Annotated in this window: 18 protein-coding genes; 9 read left to right on the forward strand and 9 right to left on the reverse strand. The window is 70.5% G+C overall.

Going from position 1 to position 19540, the window contains the following annotated elements:
* The first annotated feature begins 175 nt into the window (after positions 1–175).
* Positions 176–1327, forward strand: a complete 1152-nt coding sequence (locus tag OHA64_RS43805; RefSeq protein WP_405622782.1) for an acyl-CoA dehydrogenase family protein — start codon at positions 176–178, stop codon at positions 1325–1327.
* On the opposite strand, the gene OHA64_RS43810 is transcribed toward OHA64_RS43805, so the two are convergent.
* The 6 genes from OHA64_RS43810 to OHA64_RS43835 form a co-directional block, all read right to left on the reverse strand.
* Positions 1321–1842 carry a PaaI family thioesterase gene (locus tag OHA64_RS43810; RefSeq protein WP_405622784.1) on the reverse strand — a complete coding sequence of 174 codons (522 nt, stop codon included), beginning with the start codon at positions 1840–1842 and terminating at the stop codon, positions 1321–1323. The genes OHA64_RS43805 and OHA64_RS43810 overlap by 7 nt on opposite strands.
* A gap of 32 nt (positions 1843–1874) precedes the next feature.
* Positions 1875–2849, reverse strand: a complete 975-nt coding sequence (locus OHA64_RS43815) for an LLM class flavin-dependent oxidoreductase (protein WP_405622785.1) — start codon at positions 2847–2849, stop codon at positions 1875–1877.
* Positions 2846–5281 carry a GNAT family N-acetyltransferase gene (locus OHA64_RS43820; RefSeq protein WP_405622786.1) on the reverse strand — a complete coding sequence of 812 codons (2436 nt, stop codon included), beginning with the start codon at positions 5279–5281 and terminating at the stop codon, positions 2846–2848. The genes OHA64_RS43815 and OHA64_RS43820 overlap by 4 nt, the downstream gene beginning before the upstream one ends.
* Before the next feature lie 23 nt (positions 5282–5304).
* Positions 5305–6384 carry an amidohydrolase family protein gene (locus tag OHA64_RS43825; protein WP_405622787.1) on the reverse strand — a complete coding sequence of 360 codons (1080 nt, stop codon included), beginning with the start codon at positions 6382–6384 and terminating at the stop codon, positions 5305–5307.
* Between the two features lie 84 nt (positions 6385–6468).
* Complete coding sequence (locus OHA64_RS43830) at positions 6469–7431, reverse strand: electron transfer flavoprotein subunit alpha/FixB family protein (protein WP_405622788.1); 963 nt, start codon at positions 7429–7431, stop codon at positions 6469–6471.
* A 50-nt stretch (positions 7432–7481) separates the two neighbouring features.
* Entirely contained in the window at positions 7482–8243 is a 762-nt protein-coding gene (locus OHA64_RS43835) for an electron transfer flavoprotein subunit beta/FixA family protein (RefSeq protein ID WP_405622789.1), read from the reverse strand.
* Positions 8244–8417: 174 nt separating this feature from the next.
* On the opposite strand from OHA64_RS43835, the gene OHA64_RS43840 reads away from it, so the two are divergent.
* From OHA64_RS43840 to OHA64_RS43870, 7 genes are read left to right on the forward strand one after another with little or no spacing between them, the layout of a single operon-like run.
* Positions 8418–9743 carry a phenylacetate--CoA ligase family protein gene (locus OHA64_RS43840; RefSeq protein WP_405622790.1) on the forward strand — a complete coding sequence of 442 codons (1326 nt, stop codon included), beginning with the start codon at positions 8418–8420 and terminating at the stop codon, positions 9741–9743.
* Positions 9743–10453: a hypothetical protein gene (locus tag OHA64_RS43845; protein WP_405622791.1), complete on the forward strand. Its 711-nt coding sequence runs from the start codon at positions 9743–9745 to the stop codon at positions 10451–10453. The genes OHA64_RS43840 and OHA64_RS43845 overlap by 1 nt, the downstream gene beginning before the upstream one ends.
* 23 nt (positions 10454–10476) lie before the next feature.
* Positions 10477–11388 carry an SDR family oxidoreductase gene (locus OHA64_RS43850; RefSeq protein WP_405622792.1) on the forward strand — a complete coding sequence of 304 codons (912 nt, stop codon included), beginning with the start codon at positions 10477–10479 and terminating at the stop codon, positions 11386–11388.
* A 1-nt stretch (position 11389) separates the two neighbouring features.
* Entirely contained in the window at positions 11390–11833 is a 444-nt protein-coding gene (locus tag OHA64_RS43855; RefSeq protein WP_405622793.1) for a Zn-ribbon domain-containing OB-fold protein, read from the forward strand.
* Positions 11830–12978: a thiolase family protein gene (locus OHA64_RS43860; protein WP_405622794.1), complete on the forward strand. Its 1149-nt coding sequence runs from the start codon at positions 11830–11832 to the stop codon at positions 12976–12978. Before OHA64_RS43855 ends, OHA64_RS43860 begins: the two co-directional genes overlap by 4 nt.
* 18 nt (positions 12979–12996) lie before the next feature.
* Positions 12997–14256, forward strand: coding sequence for an acyl-CoA dehydrogenase family protein (locus OHA64_RS43865; RefSeq protein WP_405622795.1), 1260 nt, complete (start codon positions 12997–12999; stop codon positions 14254–14256).
* Entirely contained in the window at positions 14253–15368 is a 1116-nt protein-coding gene (locus OHA64_RS43870; protein WP_405622796.1) for an acyl-CoA dehydrogenase family protein, read from the forward strand. Before OHA64_RS43865 ends, OHA64_RS43870 begins: the two co-directional genes overlap by 4 nt.
* Positions 15369–15416: 48 nt before the next feature.
* Here the strand turns inward: OHA64_RS43870 and OHA64_RS43875 are convergent, their stop codons facing one another.
* From OHA64_RS43875 to OHA64_RS43885, 3 genes are read right to left on the reverse strand one after another with little or no spacing between them, the layout of a single operon-like run.
* Positions 15417–16238 carry a carbohydrate ABC transporter permease gene (locus OHA64_RS43875; protein ID WP_405622797.1) on the reverse strand — a complete coding sequence of 274 codons (822 nt, stop codon included), beginning with the start codon at positions 16236–16238 and terminating at the stop codon, positions 15417–15419.
* On the reverse strand, positions 16235–17182 hold the full coding sequence (locus tag OHA64_RS43880; RefSeq protein ID WP_405622798.1) for a carbohydrate ABC transporter permease: 948 nt from the start codon (positions 17180–17182) through the stop codon (positions 16235–16237). The genes OHA64_RS43875 and OHA64_RS43880 overlap by 4 nt, the downstream gene beginning before the upstream one ends.
* Positions 17183–17195: 13 nt before the next feature.
* Entirely contained in the window at positions 17196–18581 is a 1386-nt protein-coding gene (locus tag OHA64_RS43885) for an extracellular solute-binding protein (RefSeq protein ID WP_405622799.1), read from the reverse strand.
* 155 nt (positions 18582–18736) lie between these two features.
* Here OHA64_RS43885 and OHA64_RS43890 point away from each other — a divergent pair, with 155 nt between their 5' ends.
* Positions 18737–19510: a DeoR/GlpR family DNA-binding transcription regulator gene (locus OHA64_RS43890; RefSeq protein ID WP_405622800.1), complete on the forward strand. Its 774-nt coding sequence runs from the start codon at positions 18737–18739 to the stop codon at positions 19508–19510.
* The last annotated feature ends 30 nt before the right edge of the window (positions 19511–19540 follow it).

Here is a 19540-nt window from a genome sequence, read left to right on the forward strand (position 1 = left end):
CGACCGTCCAGTGAGCCCCCGGGCCATCACCCGGGGGCTCACTGCTGCGCTCGAAAAGGCACAAGCCACCCCACCCGTGACGCGCTCGGGTCACGAACTACTGCCGCGACCCCCTCTATCCGCTAACATAGAATAATTAGCTAGATGAATACCCTAGTGGTGTCGAGGAGTGGCCGTGGACTTCGGGCTGACCGACGAGCAGGACCTGTTGCGCGCGACGGCACGGGAGTTCGTCGCCGACGTGTGCCCGGCCGAGAAGGCCAAACAGTGGGACGAGGAGGGGGTCGTCCCGCCCGAGCTGTTCCGGGGCATGGCCGACCTGGGGTGGTTCTCGCTGCCGTTCAGTGAGGACGAGGGCGGTGACGGCGGGGGACCGCTGGAGCTGATCCTGATCGCGGAGGAGCTCGGCCGGGCCAGCTTCGATGTCGCCATGTGCTACATCGGCGTACTCATCCCCGGGATCACGGTGTTCCGGTGGGGCAGCGAGGCGCAGCGCGACTTCATCCGCGAGCAGGTGATGACGGGGCGCCACCGGCTCGCCGTCGGCCTGAGCGAACCCGACAGCGGGTCGGACGCCGCGGCCCTGCGCACCACGGCCGAGGACCACGGGGACCACTTCCTCGTCCGCGGGCAGAAGGCGTGGTGCACGGGCGGCGGTCTGCCCGACACGACCATCGCGACCTACGTGCGCACCGGCCCCCGCGAGCCCAAGCACGGCGGCATCAGCCTGCTGCTCGTCGATCCCGCGACTGAGGGTGTCGAAGTACGCCGGACACCCACGCTCGCCCGGCACATCCTGGGCACCAACGAGGTCTTCTTCAACGACGCCCTGGTGGCGAAGGAGAACCTCGTCGGCCCGCGTGACGAGGGCTGGAAGGTCATGCTCTCCAACATCGAACTGGAGAAGGTGATCATCACCGGCGGCTATCTGGGCGCCGCCCAGGCCACCCTCGACGAGATGCTGGAGTACGCCCGCACCCGGCACGCCTTCGGCCGGCCGATCGGCAACTTCCAGGCGCTGGCCCACGCCATGGCCGATCTGCAGACCGAGATCGACTCCGCCCGGCTGCTCGCGTACCGCGCCGCTTGGCTGCTCGCCCAGGGCAGACCGTGCACACGGGAGGGCTCGATGGCGAAACTGAAGGGCTCGGAGACCTACGTGGCGGCCGCCCGGCTCGGGATGCAGGTCTGCGCGGGCCACGGCTTCTCCACGGAGAGCGTGATGAGTTTCCGCTACCGGGAGTCGATCGTCGCCACGATCTCCGGAGGGACCAGCCAGATCCAGCGCAACGGCATCGCCCGCAGCATGGGGCTCAGGTCCTACTGAGCCTCGCCGCCGGTGTCCTGTTCGGCCAGCCACTCCTTGTGCCGGGCGAAGTGGCCCTGGTCCCGGGTCACCCAGATCCCCGAGGCCCGGGCCAGCACGGCCCGGGCCGGCAGCAGTACCATCTCGCCCGCGATGTACCAGCGCCTGCCCTCCCGCTTCTCCACCCAGGCCCGCACCTCCAGCGGCCGTTGCACCGGCACCGGCTTCACGAAGCTCACGCTCAGCTCCGCAGTGACGCTCAACACCCGGTGCAGCAGCGGCAGATGGCCGAGGCAGTCGTCCAGTACGGCAGCGGTCCAGCCCCCGTGCGCGACATCGGGCCCGCCCTCCTGGTCACGCGGGCAGGACAGTTCGAACAGGGCCGCCCCGTCCTCGTCGAGCCGCTCGTGTTCCACCCCCAGCCGACAGGAACCGGCGGCGCGGCACGCCCCGCACAGGGCCACCCCGCCGGGTGTCCGCGGCGGCTCCTGGAAATCCGACCCCGCCCAGGGTCCCGTCGGTGGCGTCGCGGACATGGTGTGACTCCTTCTCGTTGGGCCCCGAAGTGTCAGACATCGGCAAGCAGCGGGCGCAGTTTCCCGGCGATGAGCTGGACCTGGCGGGCCACCATCTCCTCGGGCATCCCGGCGAGCGAGGCCCACAGGAACACGCCCTCCACCGGCAACCCTGCCACGTACGCCGTGATGGCATCGGCGACGTCCTGTGGGGTGCCGTACAGGAACTGGCCGACGCCACTCGCGCGCAGCCCCGTCTCCCGCCACTTCTCGGGGTCGATGGGGCGGGGAGCGGGTTGGTCGGTCCCCTCCACCATGTATCTGCGGTAGCTGTCCCACTGGTATGCCAGGTGCTCGCGCACCACCGGCCAGTCGCCGTCGGGGTCCTCGGTCACGAACGTGGTGAACGAGCCCTGCATCCGTGCCGTCGACAGGTCGTACCCGCTCTCGGCGAGTCCCTCCCGGTACGGCGTCAGCAGCGCCGGGTTGAGCGACAGCAGCCCCGTGCCGAGCCGGCCGGCCCGCCGGGCGCCCTGAGGGCCCTGGTAGCCGAGCCAGATCGGCAGCGGATCCTGGACCGGGCCGGGCATCACCAGCGACTGGGCCCAAAGGCTCCGGATGTCCCGGACCCGTTGGTCGGTCGTGGTGTAGCGCTTGGCGAGGTCGGCCCCGTACAGCCGGTACTCGGGCACCCGGTAGCCGGTGCCGAGCCCCAGGTCCAGGCGGCCGTCGCTGATGATGTCGACGATCGCGGCCTGTTCGGCGATCTCGGGGGCCGCGTGCAGTGGCGCCGGGATGACGGCGGTGCCCAGGCGTACCCGCTGGGTGCGGGCGGCGGCCGCCGCCGCCATGGTGAGCGGCTGTGGGAGGTAGCCGTCCTCGAAGCCGTGGTGTTCGGAAAACCAGACCGAGTCGATGCCGAGCCGGTCCGCCTCCTCGCACATCTCCAGGGCGAATCCGTACACCCGTGACCAACTCCGCTGCCACGGCGGCGGGTTGCGCATGTCGAAGTAGATGCCCACCTTCACGAAAGTCCTCCTGTCGGTTCGGCCGCGAGTCGGATCGTCGCGTGTGCGACGGCCACTCCGTCCCCGGGCCGCAGCAGTCGTACCGGGCGCAGTTCCAACGCCTCGATCTCGGGGAGGTCCTCGACCATCGCCGAGATCCGCAGGACGGTCTCCTCGAGAGCCGCCAGATCCACCCCCGGGCCGCCCACCCGGCCGTCCAGCAGCGGGGCGGCCCGCAGCGAGCGGACCATCTCGCGGGCGTCGCGGTCGCTGAGCGGGGTGACACGGTGGGCGACGTCCGCCATCAGGTCGGCGTAGTCCCCGGTGAGACCGAAGGAGACCACCGGGCCGAAGACCGGATCGGCGCCGACGGTGAGGAACGCGTCCGGTCCCGGGCCCGGTCGGGTGTCACGTACGGCGATGCCGTACGCGGCCAGCAACTCGGCGGTGACCGTCGCGGGCACCGGGCCGGGGTCGCACGCGGTGACCAGCGACCGGGCGTGCTCGGTGTCGACATCCGGGAGATCCGGTATGACGCCCGCCGGAGTGCTGCGCCAGGCCTGGTAGGCCGCCGCGTGTCCGAGCGAGGCGGCCGCCGCCTCGGGAAACGTGTACGTCGGCACCACCAGGTCGCCCCGGTGCAGGAGATCGGCGACGCCCGCGCCGCCCAGGAAACTGGCCACCACCGGCTTCTCGGGCCGGGCCGCGGCCGCGTCCAGGATCGCCGACGCCACCTCGTCGGGCTTGTCCGCCAGCGGCGGCATGAACAGCACGACCGCCGCGTCGATCCCGTCGTCGGCCAGGACCGCGTCCAGCGCCTGCCGGTAGTGCGCGGCGGTGGCCTTGGGGGTCAGGTCGACCGGGTTGGCGACGTCGAAGTGGGGCCCTAGAGCGGACCGGAGCCGCTGCTGGGTGGGCTCGCCGAGTGCGGGCACGCACAGACCGCTCGCCGCGCACGCCCCGACCGCCAGCGCCGCCGGCCCGCCCGCGTTGGTGATCACGGCGACCCGGTCACCGGGCGGGGGTGGCTGGTGGGCGAGCAGCAGGGCGACGTCGAACAGTTCCTGGAGGCTGCGGGTGCGGATCACTCCGGACTGGGCGAACAGTGAGCTCACCGCCGAGTCCGCGGGGCCCGGATGGACCGCGACGATCGGCTTGCGCGGTGCGATACGGCGGGCGACGCGGGCGAACCGGCGCGGATTGCCGAAGGTCTCGACGTGCAGCAGGATCACCGACGTCGCCGGGTCCTCCTCCCACCACTGGAGCAGGTCGTTGGTGGAGACGTCCACGGCGTGCCCCACCGACACGAACCCCGAGAAGCCGAGCCGCAGCCGCCGGGCGAAGTCGAGCACCGCCAGTCCCAGCGGCCCGGACTGGCTGGACATCGCCACCCGGCCCGGCGTCGGCAGGGCGGGCGAGAAGGTCGCGGCCAGCCGCGCCGCGGGCGTCGTGTTGACCACACCCATGCAGTTCGGGCCCACCAGCCGCATTCCGGAGGCACGGGCGAAACGGGCCAGCTCCAGCTCGCTCGCCCGCCCTTCGACTCCCGTCTCCCCGAAGCCCGTCGAGACGACGACCACGGCCTTGACGCCGGCGTCCGCACACTCCCGTACGACCTCGGGCACGGCCTCGGCCCGTACGGCCACCAGAGCCAGATCCGGCGCCTCGGGCAGGTCACGGAGACGGGGATACGCCCGCGCGCCGGCGATCCGCTCGGCGCGCGGATTGACCGGGAACACGCTGCCGCCGAAGCCGCCCCGCAGCAGGTTGGCCACGATCTCGTGGCCGATCGTCAGCGGGTCGCGGTTGGCGCCGATCACGGCCACCGACCGCGGTTCGAGCAGCGGCCGCAGGGAACGCCGTACGGCCGTGTGCTCGCGACGCTCGGCCCGGGCCACGGCCAGGGTCTGCGGGTCGATGGCGATCTCGAAGTGGATGATCTGCCCGGGCGGCCCGGCCTCGACGCGGTAGCCGGAGCCGAGGAACACGTTGATCATCCGGGTGTTGTCGGCGAGGACGTCGGCTTCCAGTATCCGGATGCCCCGGGCGCGGGCGGCGGCGGCGATGTGCTCCAGGAGGAGCCTGCCGAACCCCTCGCTCTGGTAGTCGTCCCGGATGGTGAAGGTGACCTCGGCGTGCTCGGGTTCCTCGGGGTCGCGGACGTAGCGGACCAGCCCGGCGATCTCGTCGCCGGCCAGGGCGACCAGCGCCAGCTCGTTGAGGTAGTCGACGTGCGCGCCGCGCCGGATGACGTCGTCGCGGGCGCGGACCACCGGGCCGAGTGAGCGGTAGGCCAGGGTGGCCCGGGACAGGCTGCCGACGAAGGCGACCAGGCGGTCGGCGTCCTCGGGCCGGACGGGCCTGAGGAAGGTCGACCGCCCGGTCCTGACGAGCCCGGGCCGTTCCAGGTCGTCAGGGTACGAGGGATCCGAGGGGAGTGGGGGAGTGGTCACCGGTGTTCGGTCGCCGACGCGCGTCAGACGGCCGCCTCCTGGGGAGTCTGCTCCGGCAGGCGGAAGAGCTCGTTGAAGGTGCCGCGGGTGACCCGCTCACGGATGTCGTCCGACACACCGTCGAACAGGTCGTGCAGCGTGGACTGGGTGTGGCCGTACGTGCCCTCCAGGTGGGGGTAGTCGTCGCCCCACATCACGTTGCGGTAGCCCGTCGACTCGACGATCTCCACCGAGCTCTTGTCGTGCTGGAAGGACGCGTACACCTGCTGCCTGATGATCTCGCTGGGCAGCCGGCTCAGCTTCGGCCGGACGAACATGCCGTGCTGGCGGTACGCCTCGTCCATCCGGTCGCCGATGGCCGGCACCCAGCCGGCGCCGCCCTCCGCGATGAGGATCCGCAGGTCCGGATGGCGGTCCAGGGCCCCGCCCGCGACCAGGTGGGACACCACCCGCATGCCCGGGTAGGTCGTCTCCATGTAGTTGACGACCGCGCCGCCGGGTCCGCGGAAGACGACGTTCTCACCGCCCGTGCCGATGTGGAAGGCGAGCACCAGGCCCGCTCGCTCGACCGCGGTCCACAGCGGCTCCCAGCGGTCGAGGGCGTATTCCTCGCCCGGCCGGGTCGCGCACGGCAGGAAGACCGCCTGGAAGCCCAGTTCCGCCACCCGCTCGACCTCGGCGACCGCGTCGTCGATGTCGGCCGTGGAGACGCAGGCGGTGGTGATGACGCGCTTGTTCTTGCGGAGGATCTCGTCGTGCGCCCAGTCGTTCCAGGCCCGTACGGTCTCCCGGGCCAGCTCCCGGTCGGTGATCGAGACGAGCCAGAAACCCATGGAGGGGAAGGCCAGTTGGCCCCACACGCCCTCCTGGTCGAGGTCCTTGAGCCGGACCTTCAGGTCCCAGGCGCCCGGCGGACGCATGGCGTCCATGAAGTCGCCGAGCTGACGGTCGATGCGTTCGCCGTCGATGTAGAGCATCTCGTACTTCTCGCCGCGCTCGCTGCGCGGTGCCCGCGCCCCGAGCCGTGCGGACAGCCTCTGTGTCCACACGTCGGCGGGCTCCATCACATGGGAGTCCCCGGAGTTGACCCAGATCTTCGTCATGACGCCCCTTCGGGTCAATGGATGCAATCAGTTAGCGATTTTAGTTGTATGAGTGACCGAATGGAAGGCCGGAGGAGTGAAAGATCAGCTCCGGCGCCGCTCGATCTCGTCCGCCAGTTGCGGCAGCACCTCGAAGAGGTCCCCGACGACGCCGTGGTCGGCGAGCTCGAAGATCGGGGCGTCGGGGTCCTTGTTGATGGCGACGATGGTCTTGGACGTCTGCATGCCCGCCCGGTGCTGGATCGCGCCCGAGATGCCCGCGGCCAGGTAGAGCTGCGGGGAGACCTGCGTGCCGGTCTGGCCGACCTGGTGGCTGTGCGGGTACCAGCCGGCGTCCACGGCGGCCCGGGACGCCCCGACGGCCGCGCCCAGGAGGTCGGCGATCCGCTCGATGAGCGCGAAGTTCTCGGCCCCGTTGACGCCCCGGCCACCGGAGACCACGAGGTCGGCCTCGGTCAGCTCGGGACGGTCGCCCCGCTCGCGCGGGGTGCGGGACAGCACCCGTACGGCGGCCGCCGCCGGGCCGAAGTCGATGTCCTGCTTCTCTACGGCGGGGGTGACCGGAGCGGGTTCGGGGGCGACGGCGTTCGGCTTGACCGTGATGACCGGCACGCCCTGGGTGACGTGCGCGGTGACCTGGTACGTGGCCGCGAACGCCGACTGCTCGGTGACCGGGCCGTCCGCTCCTGCCTGGATGTCGACCGCGTCGGTGATGAGGCCGGAGTCGAGCCGGAGGGCGACCCGGGCGGCGATCTCCTTGCCGTCCGGTCCGGACGGCAGCAGGATCGCGTCCGGTCCGGTGCGTTCGGCGATCTGGGTGAGGGCGTCGACGGCCGGGGTGACGAGGTACTCGTCGACCTCGGGGGCGTCCACGACGTAGACCCGGTGCGCACCGTACCGGCCGAGGGCCTCGGTGGCGGCGTCCACGCCCGGCCCCAGGAAGACGGCCGAGGGCTCGCCCAACCGGCGGGCCAGGGTGAGCAGTTCGAGGGTCGGCTTGCGTACTGCGCCGTCCGTGTGGTCGACGAGGACGAGGATCTCGGCCACGGTGATGCACTCCTCTTGCTAGGTCCTTGCTGGGCTGCGCCGGCCAGGGGTCAGATGAACTTCTTGGTGGTGAGGAACGTGGCCAGTCCGAATCCGCCCGTACCGTCGTCGGTGATGATCTCCCCCTTGGTGCGCGCCGGGCGCCTGGTCGCGGCGTCCACGGCCGACCGGGCGCCGGCCGGGCCGACCTGTGCGGCGTCGAGGCCGAGATCGGCGAGGTCGAGGGTCTCCAGCGGCTTCTTCTTCGCGGCCATGATCCCCTTGAAGGAGGGGTAGCGGGCGTCCCCGGAGCGGTCCGTCACCGAGACGACGGCGGGCAGGGCGCCCTGGATCCGTACGGTCGCGCCGTCGCCCTCGCGGCGGCCGGTCACCGTTCCGTCCTCGATCGCCAGGTCCTCCAGGTGAGTGACGGCCGGGACGCCCAGACGCTCGGCCAGGATCGCCGGTACGACGCCCATGGTGCCGTCCGTCGAGGCCATCCCGCACAGGACGAGGTCGAAGCCGTGCCGCTCGATCGCCCGGGCCAGAACGAGAGACGTACCGAAGGCGTCGCTGCCCACGATGTCCTCGTCGCTCACGTGGATCGCCGAGTCACCGCCCATCGCCAGCGCCTTGCGCAGCGCGTCCCTGGCGTCGTCGGGGCCGATCGTGAGGTAGCTGATCTCGGCGTCGACACCCGACTCGGCGATCCGCAGGGCCTGCTCGACCGCGTACTCGTCGAGTTCGGACAGCAGTGAGTCGACCGAGTCCCGGTCGGTGGTGCCGTCCTCGGTGAAGGTGCGGTCCGCAGTGGCGTCGGGCACATGTTTCACGCAGACAACGATCTTCACAGCGCACACTCCTGAACACTCCCGCAGGTCTAATGAGTGCTAATAGTTAACTATATCGACCGGCGGAGCGCGAGCCCTGGCTTTGAATCCGTCGAATTGGTTGACTGATTGCGCTGATAGCTGGAAGATCTGGGCACTGAGCCGCAAGGAGGCGCCATGGTGGGTGACAGGCACACCGGTGACAGGTACTTCGAGCCACAGGTGGAGACCATGCCCCGCGAGCGACTGCGGGCGCAGCAGGAGGAGCGCGTCCTGGAGCTGGTGGGGTACGCCTACGCCAACTCCGCCTTCTACCGGGAACTCTGGGACGAGCACGGAGTACACCCGCGCGACATCCGTTCCCTGGAGGACTTCCGGGCGCGGATCCCCTTCATCACCAAGGACATGTTCCGCGCCTACCGGGCCCGCACCGGCGACCCCTTCGGTGGTCTGCTCTGCGTCCCGGTCGAAGAGCTGACCTCCGTCTCCTCCAGTTCGGGCACGACCGGCGACCCTGAGTTCTTCGCCGAGATCTGGCAGGACGCACCGCCTCTGGTGACGGCGCAGGTGCGTGATCTGTGGGAGCTGGGCCTGCGCCCGGGGGACCGGGTGCTCAGTCCGCCCGGCACCTTCCGCAACCTCATGGACCCCGGCTTCCAGGCACTCGGCGCGGTGGTCGTCGAGGTGGACACCTGGATGGGGAACATGGCCGAGGTCGTCGAGGCCCTGCGCACCTACCGCCCGGCCTACCTGCAGATGATGTATCCGCAGATGGTGGAGTTGGAACACCTGGCCGAGAAGACCGACCTGAAGGAGGCCTTCTCCTCCCTCAAGGGCGCCTCCTGTGCCGGTCAGCCCCTCAGCCGGAAGATGCGCGAGCGGATCCGGGACGACTGGGGCATCGACGTCTACGAGTACACCAGCGCCGCCGACACCGGCACCGCCTGGGAGTGCCGCGAGCACGACGGCTTCCACCTCTGGGAGGACACCGTCTTCGCCGAGTGCGTCGAGGTCGACGAACACGGCGGCTGGCAGGACGTCCCGGAGAGCGACCTCGGCGAACTGGTCGCCACCGACCTGGACAACCGGGCCGCACCGCTGATCCGCTACCGCAGCGAGGACCTGGTCCGGCTGTCCCGGGACCGCTGCGGCTGCGGCCGCACCCACGCCCGGATGTGGGTGGCCGGGCGGCGCGGTGACGAGACGCTGGTCCACGGCCGTTCGGTGGTCCTGCGGGACATCTGGCAGGCGGTGGAGGACCAGCCCGAGACGGTGGCCGGGGTCTTCCAGATCGTCCGGGACGGACGCGAGGTCGACGAGCTGCGGCTGCGGGTCGGCTACGACCCCCATCTCACCGAGGACGTCGACGCCCTGGCCGGACGGCTCGGCGAGGCCGTGCGCGAGCGGACCGGAGTGAAGCCGGTGCTCGACATGCGCACCGAGGAGGACCTGTTGAAGACCATGACCAGCGTCGCGAAGTTCCCCCGGGTGGTGAAGAGCTGATGGCCCGCGCCGACACCCTCGCCCGGGCCCGGACCCTCGACCGGCCCGAGCTCGCCTACCTGGTGCGCTTCCCCACCGCCGACGGCACCCGGGACATGGACCTGACCTGGGCGGAACTCGCCCGCGACACCGACTGGGTCACCGCACGGCTGCGGGAGCACGGCCTCGGTGCCGGGCAGCGGGCGTTGCTGACCACCTCCGGCTTCGAGGGCTTCTGGTGTCACGCCGTGATCGGCGCCCTGCGTGCGCTGAAGGTGACGTACGGCATCGCCGAGGCGATGGGCTGGGACCACCGCCGCACCTCGGTCTTCCACCGTGAACTCGCCCCGCACGCCGTAATCGGCCTGTCGGCGCAGACCCTGGAAGGGCTTGCCGGTACGGCCGACATCGGCGAGATGTTCCGATCGACGTCGGTCGTGCTGGCCCGGCCCGCCGCCGTCCCGCCCCTGCGTGCGGTGGGCGTGTCCGCCGGCGTGTTCTCGGCCGTGGGGCCGGCCCTCGCGCTGGAGTGCCCCGAGCGGAACGGTGCGCACGTCAACGCCGCCGAATGGCGGGTCGGTGAACGGGACGGGCAGCTCACCGTGGCGGCGGGCGACGGACGTGCCTCGCTGCTGACCGAGACACCGCTCGGTGTCGCGGGCCACGTCACCACCGCCCGATGCGGCTGCGGCAGCGAGGACCCACGGGTTCTGCTCGCCGAGGCCAACTGATCGTCATGACAGAGGAGTTGAGGATGTCCGAAGCAGTCGTGGACGGCCGGGTCGTGGTCGTCACGGGCGCCGGCAACGGGATCGGCCGGGCCCATGCCCTGGCGTTCGCCGCGCACGGGGCGAAGGTCGTGGTCAACGACCTGGGCGGCGCGCGCGACGGGGCGGGTGCCTCGGCCGGACCCGCTCAGGCCGTGGTGGACGAGATCGTCGAGGCCGGCGGCGACGCCGTGGCCAACACGGACGACATCTCCACCTGGGACGGCGCCGGCCGGCTCGTCCAACAGGCCGTGGACACCTACGGCGGCCTGGACGTCCTGGTCAACAACGCGGGCATCCTGCGCGACCGGATGATCGTGTCGATGACCGAACGGGACTGGGACAGCGTCCTCGCCGTCCACCTCAAGGGCGGCTTCGCCACCCTGCACCACGCGGCCGCCTACTGGCGCGAGCGCGCCAAGGCCGGTCACGTCAACGACGCCCGGGTGATCAACACGACCTCCCCGTCGGGCATCTTCGGCAACCCCGGCCAGTCCAACTACGGCTCCGCCAAGGCCGGCATCGCGAGCCTCACCCTCATCGCCGCCGCCGAACTGGCCCGCTACGGCGTGACGGTGAACGCCATCGCGCCCACCGCGCTGACCCGGCTGACCGAGGACATCGAGATGATGAAGCAGGCCGCCGAGGCCCAGGACCTCAGCCCCGAGGCCATCTCGCCGCTCGTGGTGTGGCTGGGCTCGGCCGCCTCGCGCGAGGTCACCGGCCGGGTCTTCGGGGTCATGGGCAACCGGATCACGGTCCTGGAGGGCTGGGTCAACGGACCCGGAGCGAGCGCGGAGTCCCGGTGGACACCGGAGGAACTGTCCTCGGTCGTCCCGAACCTGGTGGCCAAGGCGGCGCCGAACGCCGACGCCCTCGGCCAGCGGAACGGGGTCTGAGATGACACTCACTCAAAAGCCGGTCGCAGCAGGCCTGTTCACCTGGCCGACCGGTGAATCCGCGCCTCTGCGGCTGATCGGCTCCCAGTGCGCGGCCTGCGATCTGGTGAGCTTCCCCGCCGCCCCGGTCTGCGTGCGATGCGCGAGCGACGAGTCAACGGAGCGGCTGCTCGCCGACCGCGGGACGCTGTGGACGTACACGACCCAGGACTTCCGCCCGCCGTCCCCGCCGTACGACGGTCCACAGACCTTCGAGCCCTACGCGGTCGGCTACATCGAGCTTCCCGGCGAGCTGCTGGTCGAGGCCCGGCTCACCGAACCCGACCCGGACAAGCTGCGCATCGGACAGCACATGCGGTTGACGCTCGTGCCCTACACCGTGCAGGACGACGGCACCGAGGTCATGACGTTCGCGTTCGCCCCGGCCGAGGAGGAGACATCGTGACCGAGGCCGTCATCATCGGGGTGGGACTCCACCCGTTCGGCCGCTTCGCCGGCAAACCCGCGCTGGACATGGGCGCGGACGCGGTCCGGCTGGCCCTCGCGGACGCCGGAGTGACATGGCCGCAGGTCCAGGGCGGCTACGTCGGCAGCTACGAGGTCGCCAACCCGGACGCGATCGTCGGGCGCCTCGGCCTCACCGGGATCCCGCTTCGCGGGGTGTTCAACGGCTGTGCCACGGCCGGTACCGCGGTGGCACAGGCCGCGCGTGCCATCGAGACCGGCGAGCACGACCTGACCATCGCGATCGGCATGGACAAGCACCCGCGTGGCGCCTTCGCCGCCGATCCGTCCGTGGCCGGCATCCCCTCCTGGTACGGGCAGACCGGCCTGTTCCTCACCACCCACTTCTTCGGCATGAAGATCAACCGTTATATGCACGACCACGGCATCTCCCACGAGACGCTCGCCCGTGTGGCGTCGAAGAACTTCCGCAACGCGGCCGGGAACGAGAAGGCCTGGCGCCGCACCCCCCTCACACCGGAGGAGGTACTCGCTTCCCCGGTCCTCAACTACCCGCTGCGCCAGTTCATGTACTGCGGTCCGAACGAAGGCGCCGCCGCCCTCGTACTGTGCCGAGCCGACCAGGCCCACAAGTACACCGGGAAGCCCGTACGGGTCCGCTCCACCGCCCTGCGCAGCCGCAGGCTCGGCGCCTTCGAGGTGCAGAGCCCCTCGTTCCCCGTCGGGGAGCCCGTCGGCAGTCCGACCACGGACGCGTCGCGGGAGGCGTACGAGCGGGCGGGCATCGGGCCCGAGGACGTCGACATCGCCCAGCTCCAGGACACCGACGCCGGGTCCGAGGTCATCCACATGGCCGAGAACGGCCTCTGCAAGGACGGCGAACAGGAGCGCCTCATCGCCGAGGGCGCCACCGAGATCGGCGGCTCGCTGCCGGTCAACACCGACGGCGGACTGCTCGGCAACGGGGAACCGATCGGCGCGTCCGGTCTCCGGCAGATCCACGAGATCGTCCTCCAACTGCGCGGCGCGGCCGGGGCCCGGCAGATTCCCGGCACACCCCGCGTCGGCTACACCCACCTGTACGGCGCGCCCGGCGTGTCGGCGGTGACGATCCTCTCGACCTGAGACCACAGGGAACCCGCTATGGGCTTGCTCCATGAACCGCACGACCTGCAGGACTTCGCCGCCGAGGCGCGCCGCTTCCTCGACGCGCACGCGGCGAAGGCCCCCGACCGCACCGCCTTCACCTGGGGCGAGGGCGACGACTCGATGGCGTACTTCAGCAGCCTCCCGCCCGAGGAGGAGCGCGCGCAGGTACAGCGGGCGCGCGCCTGGCAGCGGGTCCGCTACGAGAACGGCTTCGGCTGGATCACCGGCCCGCCCGAGTATGGCGGCCGGGGCCTGACCCCCGTCCACGACCTGGTCTACGACGCCGTCGAGTCCGACTACGACGTCGCCGACACCGGCGTACTCAGTGTGATCGGCCTGGGCATGATCGGCCCGACGGTCCTGACCCACGCCCAGCCGCATATCAAGGACCGCTGGCTGCCGGCCCTGTACCGCGGCGACGCCATCGCCTGCCAGCTGTTCAGCGAGCCCGGCGCCGGATCCGACCTGGCGAGCGTGGCGACCCGAGCCGTCCGCGAGGGCGAGGACTGGGTGCTCAACGGGCAGAAGGTGTGGACCTCGGTCGCCCAGCACAGCCAGATCGGCGTCGCGCTGACCCGCACCAACCCGGACGCGCCCAAGCACCGGGGCATCACCGCCTTCCTGGTCCCCATGGACGTCCCCGGCGTCGACGTCAGGCCCCTGCGCCAGATGACCGGCGGCGCCGACTTCAACGAGGTCTTCCTCACCGACGTCCGCATCCCCGACGACCACCGCCTCGGCGAGGTCGACGGCGGCTGGAGCGTCGCCCTGACCACCCTGATGAACGAGCGGGCCACGGTCGGCAGCGAGGGCGCGGGACCGGTCGCCGCCGCCCTGTCCCCGGACCGCCTCTCGGCCCTCATGCGCGCCACCTGGACCTGGGACGACCGCGCCCTGCGGGCCCGCCTCGCCGAACTCCTGGTGGACGCCATGGCCACCGAGCACCTCAACACCCGAGCCCTGCGCAAACTGCGCGGCGGGGGCACACCGGGCCCCGAGATGTCCGTCTCCAAGCTGATGTACGGCCAGAACCTCACCCGTGCCGCGCACTTCGTGTCCGACGTGCTCGGACCCCGGATCATCGCCGACACCGGCCGGTGGGGCACGTACGCCTGGTCCGAACTGCTCCTGGCCACCCCGGCGTTGCGGATCCTCGGCGGCACCGAGGAGATCATGAAGAACATCCTCGCGGAACGCGTCCTCGGCCTGCCCAAGGAACCGGTGACCGCCGCAGCCAAGGAGGTGCGTCCATGACCGCGGACGAGAGTGAACTGCGCGAACTGCGTTCCTCCGTACGGGAGTTCCTGGCCGCCAAGTCGCCCGAGGAAGCCGTGCGCAAGCTCATGGAGAGCGAAGAGCGCTACGACCCGGCCGTGTGGGCCCAGGCGGCCGACCAGCTGCGACTGCCGGGCCTGGTGATCCCGGAGGAGTACGGCGGCGACGGCTTCGGCCAGGTCGAACTCGGCGTCGTACTGGAGGAGATGGGTCGCGCCCTGCTGTGCGCGCCGTTCTTCGCCACGGTGGTGCTGGCCGCCCAGGCGCTGCTGGCCTCCGGCGACAAGGAGGCCTGCGCACGCCACCTGCCCGGTATCGCCGCCGGCCGCACGACGGCCACCCTCGCCGTCGCCGAGGACGACGGCTCCTGGGACCCGGCCCTGATCTCCGCGCGCGCCGTGCCGGACGGGGACGGCGGCTGGAGAGTGAGCGGCCGCAAGAGCTTCGTCATCGACGGTACGACGGCCGATCTGCTGCTGGTGGTGGCCCGCACCGTCGCCGGCCCTTCGCTCTTCGCCGTCGACCGGGAGGCGACGGGGCTCGCGGCCACGTCGATGGAGACCCTCGACGCCACCCGGGCGATGGCCCGGCTGACCCTCGACGCCGTGCCCGCGACGCTCGTCGGCGCGGACGGGGCGGGCGGCCGCGTCATGGCGAAGGTGCTGGACGTCATCTCGGTCGGGCTGGCCGCCGAACAGGCGGGCGGGGCCCGCAGATGTCTGGAGATGAGCGCCGAACACGCCCGTACCCGGCAGCAGTTCGGCCGGCCCATCGGTTCCTTCCAGGCGGTCAAGCACAAGTGCGCGGACATGCTCGTCCAGGTGGAGCTGGCGGAGGCGGCGAGCCGGGAGGCCGCGTTGCTCGCCGCCGAGGGTGCGGACGAGTTCCCGGTCGCCGCCGCGGTGGCACACGCCTGCTGCTCCAAGGCGTACATGGTCGCGGCCATGGAGAACATCCAGGTCCACGGCGGTATCGGCTTCACCTGGGAGCACCCCGCCCACCTGTACTTCCGGCGGGCGAAGTCCTCGCAACTCCTCTTCGGCGGCCCGGCGGTGTACCACGAGCGGCTGTTGGACCGGCTCGGTATCTGACGTATCCGAGCGGTACGGCCCGCGGTGGTCATCGGACTGCGGCTGTGCTCACCCCTTCACCGCACCGGACAGCATTCCGGAGATGAAGTGCCGCTGCAGGAAGACGTACAGGACGACGACCGGCAGGGCGACGATGACGGAGGCCGCGGCCAGCAGGGAGTACTGCGTGGTGTGCGCGCTCTGGAAGAACGCCAGGCCCAGGGGTGCGGTGCGCTTCGCCTCGTCGGTGATCATGACGAGCGGAAGCAGGAACTCGTTCCAGGTCCACATGAACACGAGCATCGCCATGGTGAGCAGCGCGGGCCGGCTGATGGGCACGAGGATCTGCCACAGCACCCGCCAGTCCGACGCCCCGTCGAGCCGCGCCGCCTCGATGACGGCGGACGGTACGGAGCGGAAGAAATTGCGCATCCAGAACACGCCGAAGGCCAGCGACTGGGCGGTCTGCGGGAGGATCAGCGACCAGTACGAGTCGGTGAGACCGACGTCGCGCAGATTGAAGTAGAGAGGGATGACGAACGCCTCGGGCGGGACCATGAGCCCGATCAGGGTGACGTAGAACAGCAGCGAGCGGCCGGGGTAGTCGAAGCGCGCGAAGGAGTACCCGGCGAGGATCGCCAGTACGCCTGAGATCAGGACGACGCTCACCGCGACCAGCAGGCTGGAGCGCAGATACGTGGCGAAGTGACCCTGCGCCCAGGCCGTGGAGAAGTTGCTCCAGTCCAGGTGGTTCGGCCAGGTGAAGGTCGGGGAGGACTGTGCGCGCGGCGTCAGCGAGGAGGCCACCACCCCGATCAGCGGGACGAGGGCCAGCGCGGCGAAGACCGTGAGGACGGCGTAGTTCAGTGCGCGTTCGCGCCGGGAGATCATGATCCGTCATCCTCGGGCTGGAGCTTGGTGATCAGGAAGGTGAGGAGCAGGATCACCCCGGTCAGAACGACGGCGATCGCGCAGGCCGAACCGACCTGGCCGGTGTTGAAGGCCCGGTTGTAGACCTCGAAGGCCGGCAGGCTGGTGGCGTTGCCCGGTCCGCCGTGGGTGGCGACGTACACCAGGTCGAAGGTGCGCAGCGCCGCGATGACCGTGAGGGTGAGCGCCACCGTGATCTGGCCGCGCAGCCCCGGCAGGGTGACCGCGAAGAACTCCCGGACGGCCCCGGCACCGTCGACCTTGGCCGCCTCGTACAGCTCACGGGGGATCTGGCCGATGCCGGCGATGAACAGCACCAGGCACAGGCCGATCTCCAGCCAGGTGCCGATGAGCCCGACGGCGGGCAGCGCGGTACCGAAGTCGCCGAGCCAGGAGCGGTTGACGCTCTCCAGACCGACGGTGTTGAGCGCTTTGTTGAGCACGCCCTCGGGTGCGTAGACGGCCGTCCAGGCGGTGGCGGTGACGACCATGGCGACGACCTGGGGCAGGAAGATCACCGCCCGGAAGACGGACACCCCGCGCAGCCTGGCGGCGCGGGTGGTGACGGCGGCGAGGGCCAGGGCGAGAGCGATCGGGACGAGAGCGAAGAAGAAGATGAGTACGAAGGAGTGGCCGAACGAGGCCCGCAGCTGCGGATCGCGGGCGATCTCGGTGTAGTTGGCCAGTCCCGCCCAGGTGGAGGCGGACAGGCCGTCCCAGTGGTAGAGGGAGATCCGCACGAGCTGACCGAGTGGGACGAGCAGGAAGACGGCGAGGACGGTCAGGGCGGGGAGGGCGTAGAGGTAGCCCTTCCACTGGACGCGGTCACGGCGCCCGGCCGTGCGCCTGCGGGAGGCGTCGGCCGGGCGCTTGCGCGTGGTCGGGCGGGGTGCGGTGGCAGCCATGGGTCGCGTTGCCTTATTTGCTCTGTTGGAAGGAGGAGTAGTCGCTCTGGAGCGTCTCGCCGAACTTCTGGGGCGTCAGCTGTCCCGCCGTCAACTCCTGTATTGCGGCGGTGAGCGTGTCGTAGAAGGTGGGGGTGGTGTAGTCGAGGTACGGCAGCAGGCCGTCCTTCTGGCTGACGGCCGTCCACGCGTCGAGGACGTCGGCTTGGACGGTGCCGGCGGCGGGCTTGTAGTCGGCGGGCGGAAGGGCGGGGAGGTTGCCGTTGTCGGCGGAGACCTGCATGCCCTGCTGGTCGACGAGGAAGTTGAGGTAGGCGGCGGCCACGTCGGGGTGCTTGGACTTGGAGGTGACGGCCCAGGCGAGGCCCACGCCGCCTTGGGTGAGCGGGGACGCTCCGGCGCTCGGACTGAGCGCGGTGAAGCCGGCGTTCTTGCCCATCTTGGGGGCGAGGGTGGCGGCCTGCCAGGTGCCGTCCACCAGGAACAGGGACTTGCCCTGGGCGAAGGCCGCTGCCGCCTGGTCGCCGCTCTGACCGTTGAAGCCGGAGCTCAGGTAGCCCTTGGTGGCCCAGTCGCGCAGTGTCTGGCCGGCCTTGACGGTCCCCGCGTCGGTCCACTTCGCGCCGCCGTCGTTGAAGACGAGCTTGCGGACCTCGTCCTTGCCCGCGGTGGCGGCCTGCACGACACCGAAGATGTGGATGCCGGGGCTCTTGTCGGAGTCGCCGTAGGAGATGGGCAGCAGGCCGGAGGCCTTGGCCTTGGCGAGCGCGGCCTCGAACTGGGCGAGGGTGGTGGGCGCGGTGAGGCCGAGGGACTTCAGCTTGGCCCTGTTGTAGAAGACGCCGACGAGTTCGCCGGTCTGGGAGACGCCGTAGAGGTTGCCGGTCTTCCAGGTCTTTCCGTCGGTGGAGAACTTGTTGAGGTCGAGCAGCTGGGACGGGAAGGCGGTGTTCCAGCCGTAGGCCTTGGCGTAGCGGTCGACGGGCTGCAGAAGCCCGGCCTTCACGAAGGCGCCCATGTCGGGATAGCCCTGGTTGGCCTGGACGACGTCCGGGGGGTTGTCCGAGGACAGCGCGAGTTTCAGCGTCGTCTTGAGGTCGGAGAAGGAGCGGGAGACGCGCTTGATGGTGACGTTCGGGTACTTCTTCATGAACGCCTTGTTGAGCGCCGCGGTGGAGGCGTTGGTGCCCGTGTCGGTGTTCTGGTCCCACTCGGTGAGGGTGACCTTGCCTGCCGTGGCGGGGTCGGTGGAGACGGGGCTCGCATTGCTCTTGGCGGCGTTTTTGGGTGAGTCGCCGCTGGGCCCGGGCGCGCAGGCCGCCGCTGTGGCAAGACAGGCGACGGCGAGCACGGCGGTGGCGAGGTGGCGGGGCCGCGCAGGGCGCGTTCTGTCGCTCATGGGCTGTTCTCTCCTGGTGCTGGCGGGTCGGCCGGAGGAGTTCAAGTGCTCAACTGTGAGCACTCTTGCAGTCAAGTGACAAGGTTCGGTCAGTAAAATGATTGTTTTCGATCAGAAAATGACTGAAGTTGCTCATCGAGTGCTACTTTCGCTGCGTGACATCGAGCAAGCGGCACGCGAAGATCAAAGAGGCGCTCCGGGCGACAGGGGTCGCCTCGGTACGTGAACTGGCCGATCGGCTACAGGTCAGTCAGTCGACGATCCGCAGGGATCTGACCGTGCTGGACCGCGACGGCGAGCTCCTGCGCACCTACGGCGGCGCCGCCCTGCCGCCGCGCGGGGCGGCGGAGGACGCGACCGACGAGGAGCCGTTCGATGTGTCGGCCTCGCACGACCGGGCGATGAAGGAGGCGATGGCGGATCAGGCCGCCGCACTCGTCACCGACGAAAGCGTCGTGGTGCTGGACATCGGCACGACGACTTCTTTGATCGCACGGCGCCTGCGGGGCCGCCCGGTCACCGTCATCACCAGCAACGTGGCCGTGCTCGACGAGCTGCGCGACGACGACACGGTGCGGCTGGTGATGCTCGGCGGCGTCCTGCGCCGCAACTACCAGTCCCTGGTGGGCTCGCTCACCGAGCGGGCACTGAGCCAGGTCAGCGCCGACCTGCTGTTCCTGAGCTGCACTGGCGTACGCGCCAGCGGCCATGTCGTGGACGACATGGCCGTGGAGGAACCCATCAAGCACGCGATGATCGAGGCTGCGGACCGGGTGGTCCTGGTCGCCTCGGAGGCCAAGTTCCCGGGCACCGGGTCCCTGCGTCTGTGCTCGCTGTCCGACATCGACGTGCTGGTCACCACGGGCGGCGCCGACCCCCGGACGCTCCAACTCTGCCGGCAGGCGGGCGGACAGGTGTTAGTCGCCTGAGCTGGGCCGGCACGCCGTCACTGCACCCGC

Source organism: Streptomyces sp. NBC_00076 (genome assembly GCF_045041235.1).
Lineage (GTDB): Bacteria > Actinomycetota > Actinomycetes > Streptomycetales > Streptomycetaceae > Streptomyces.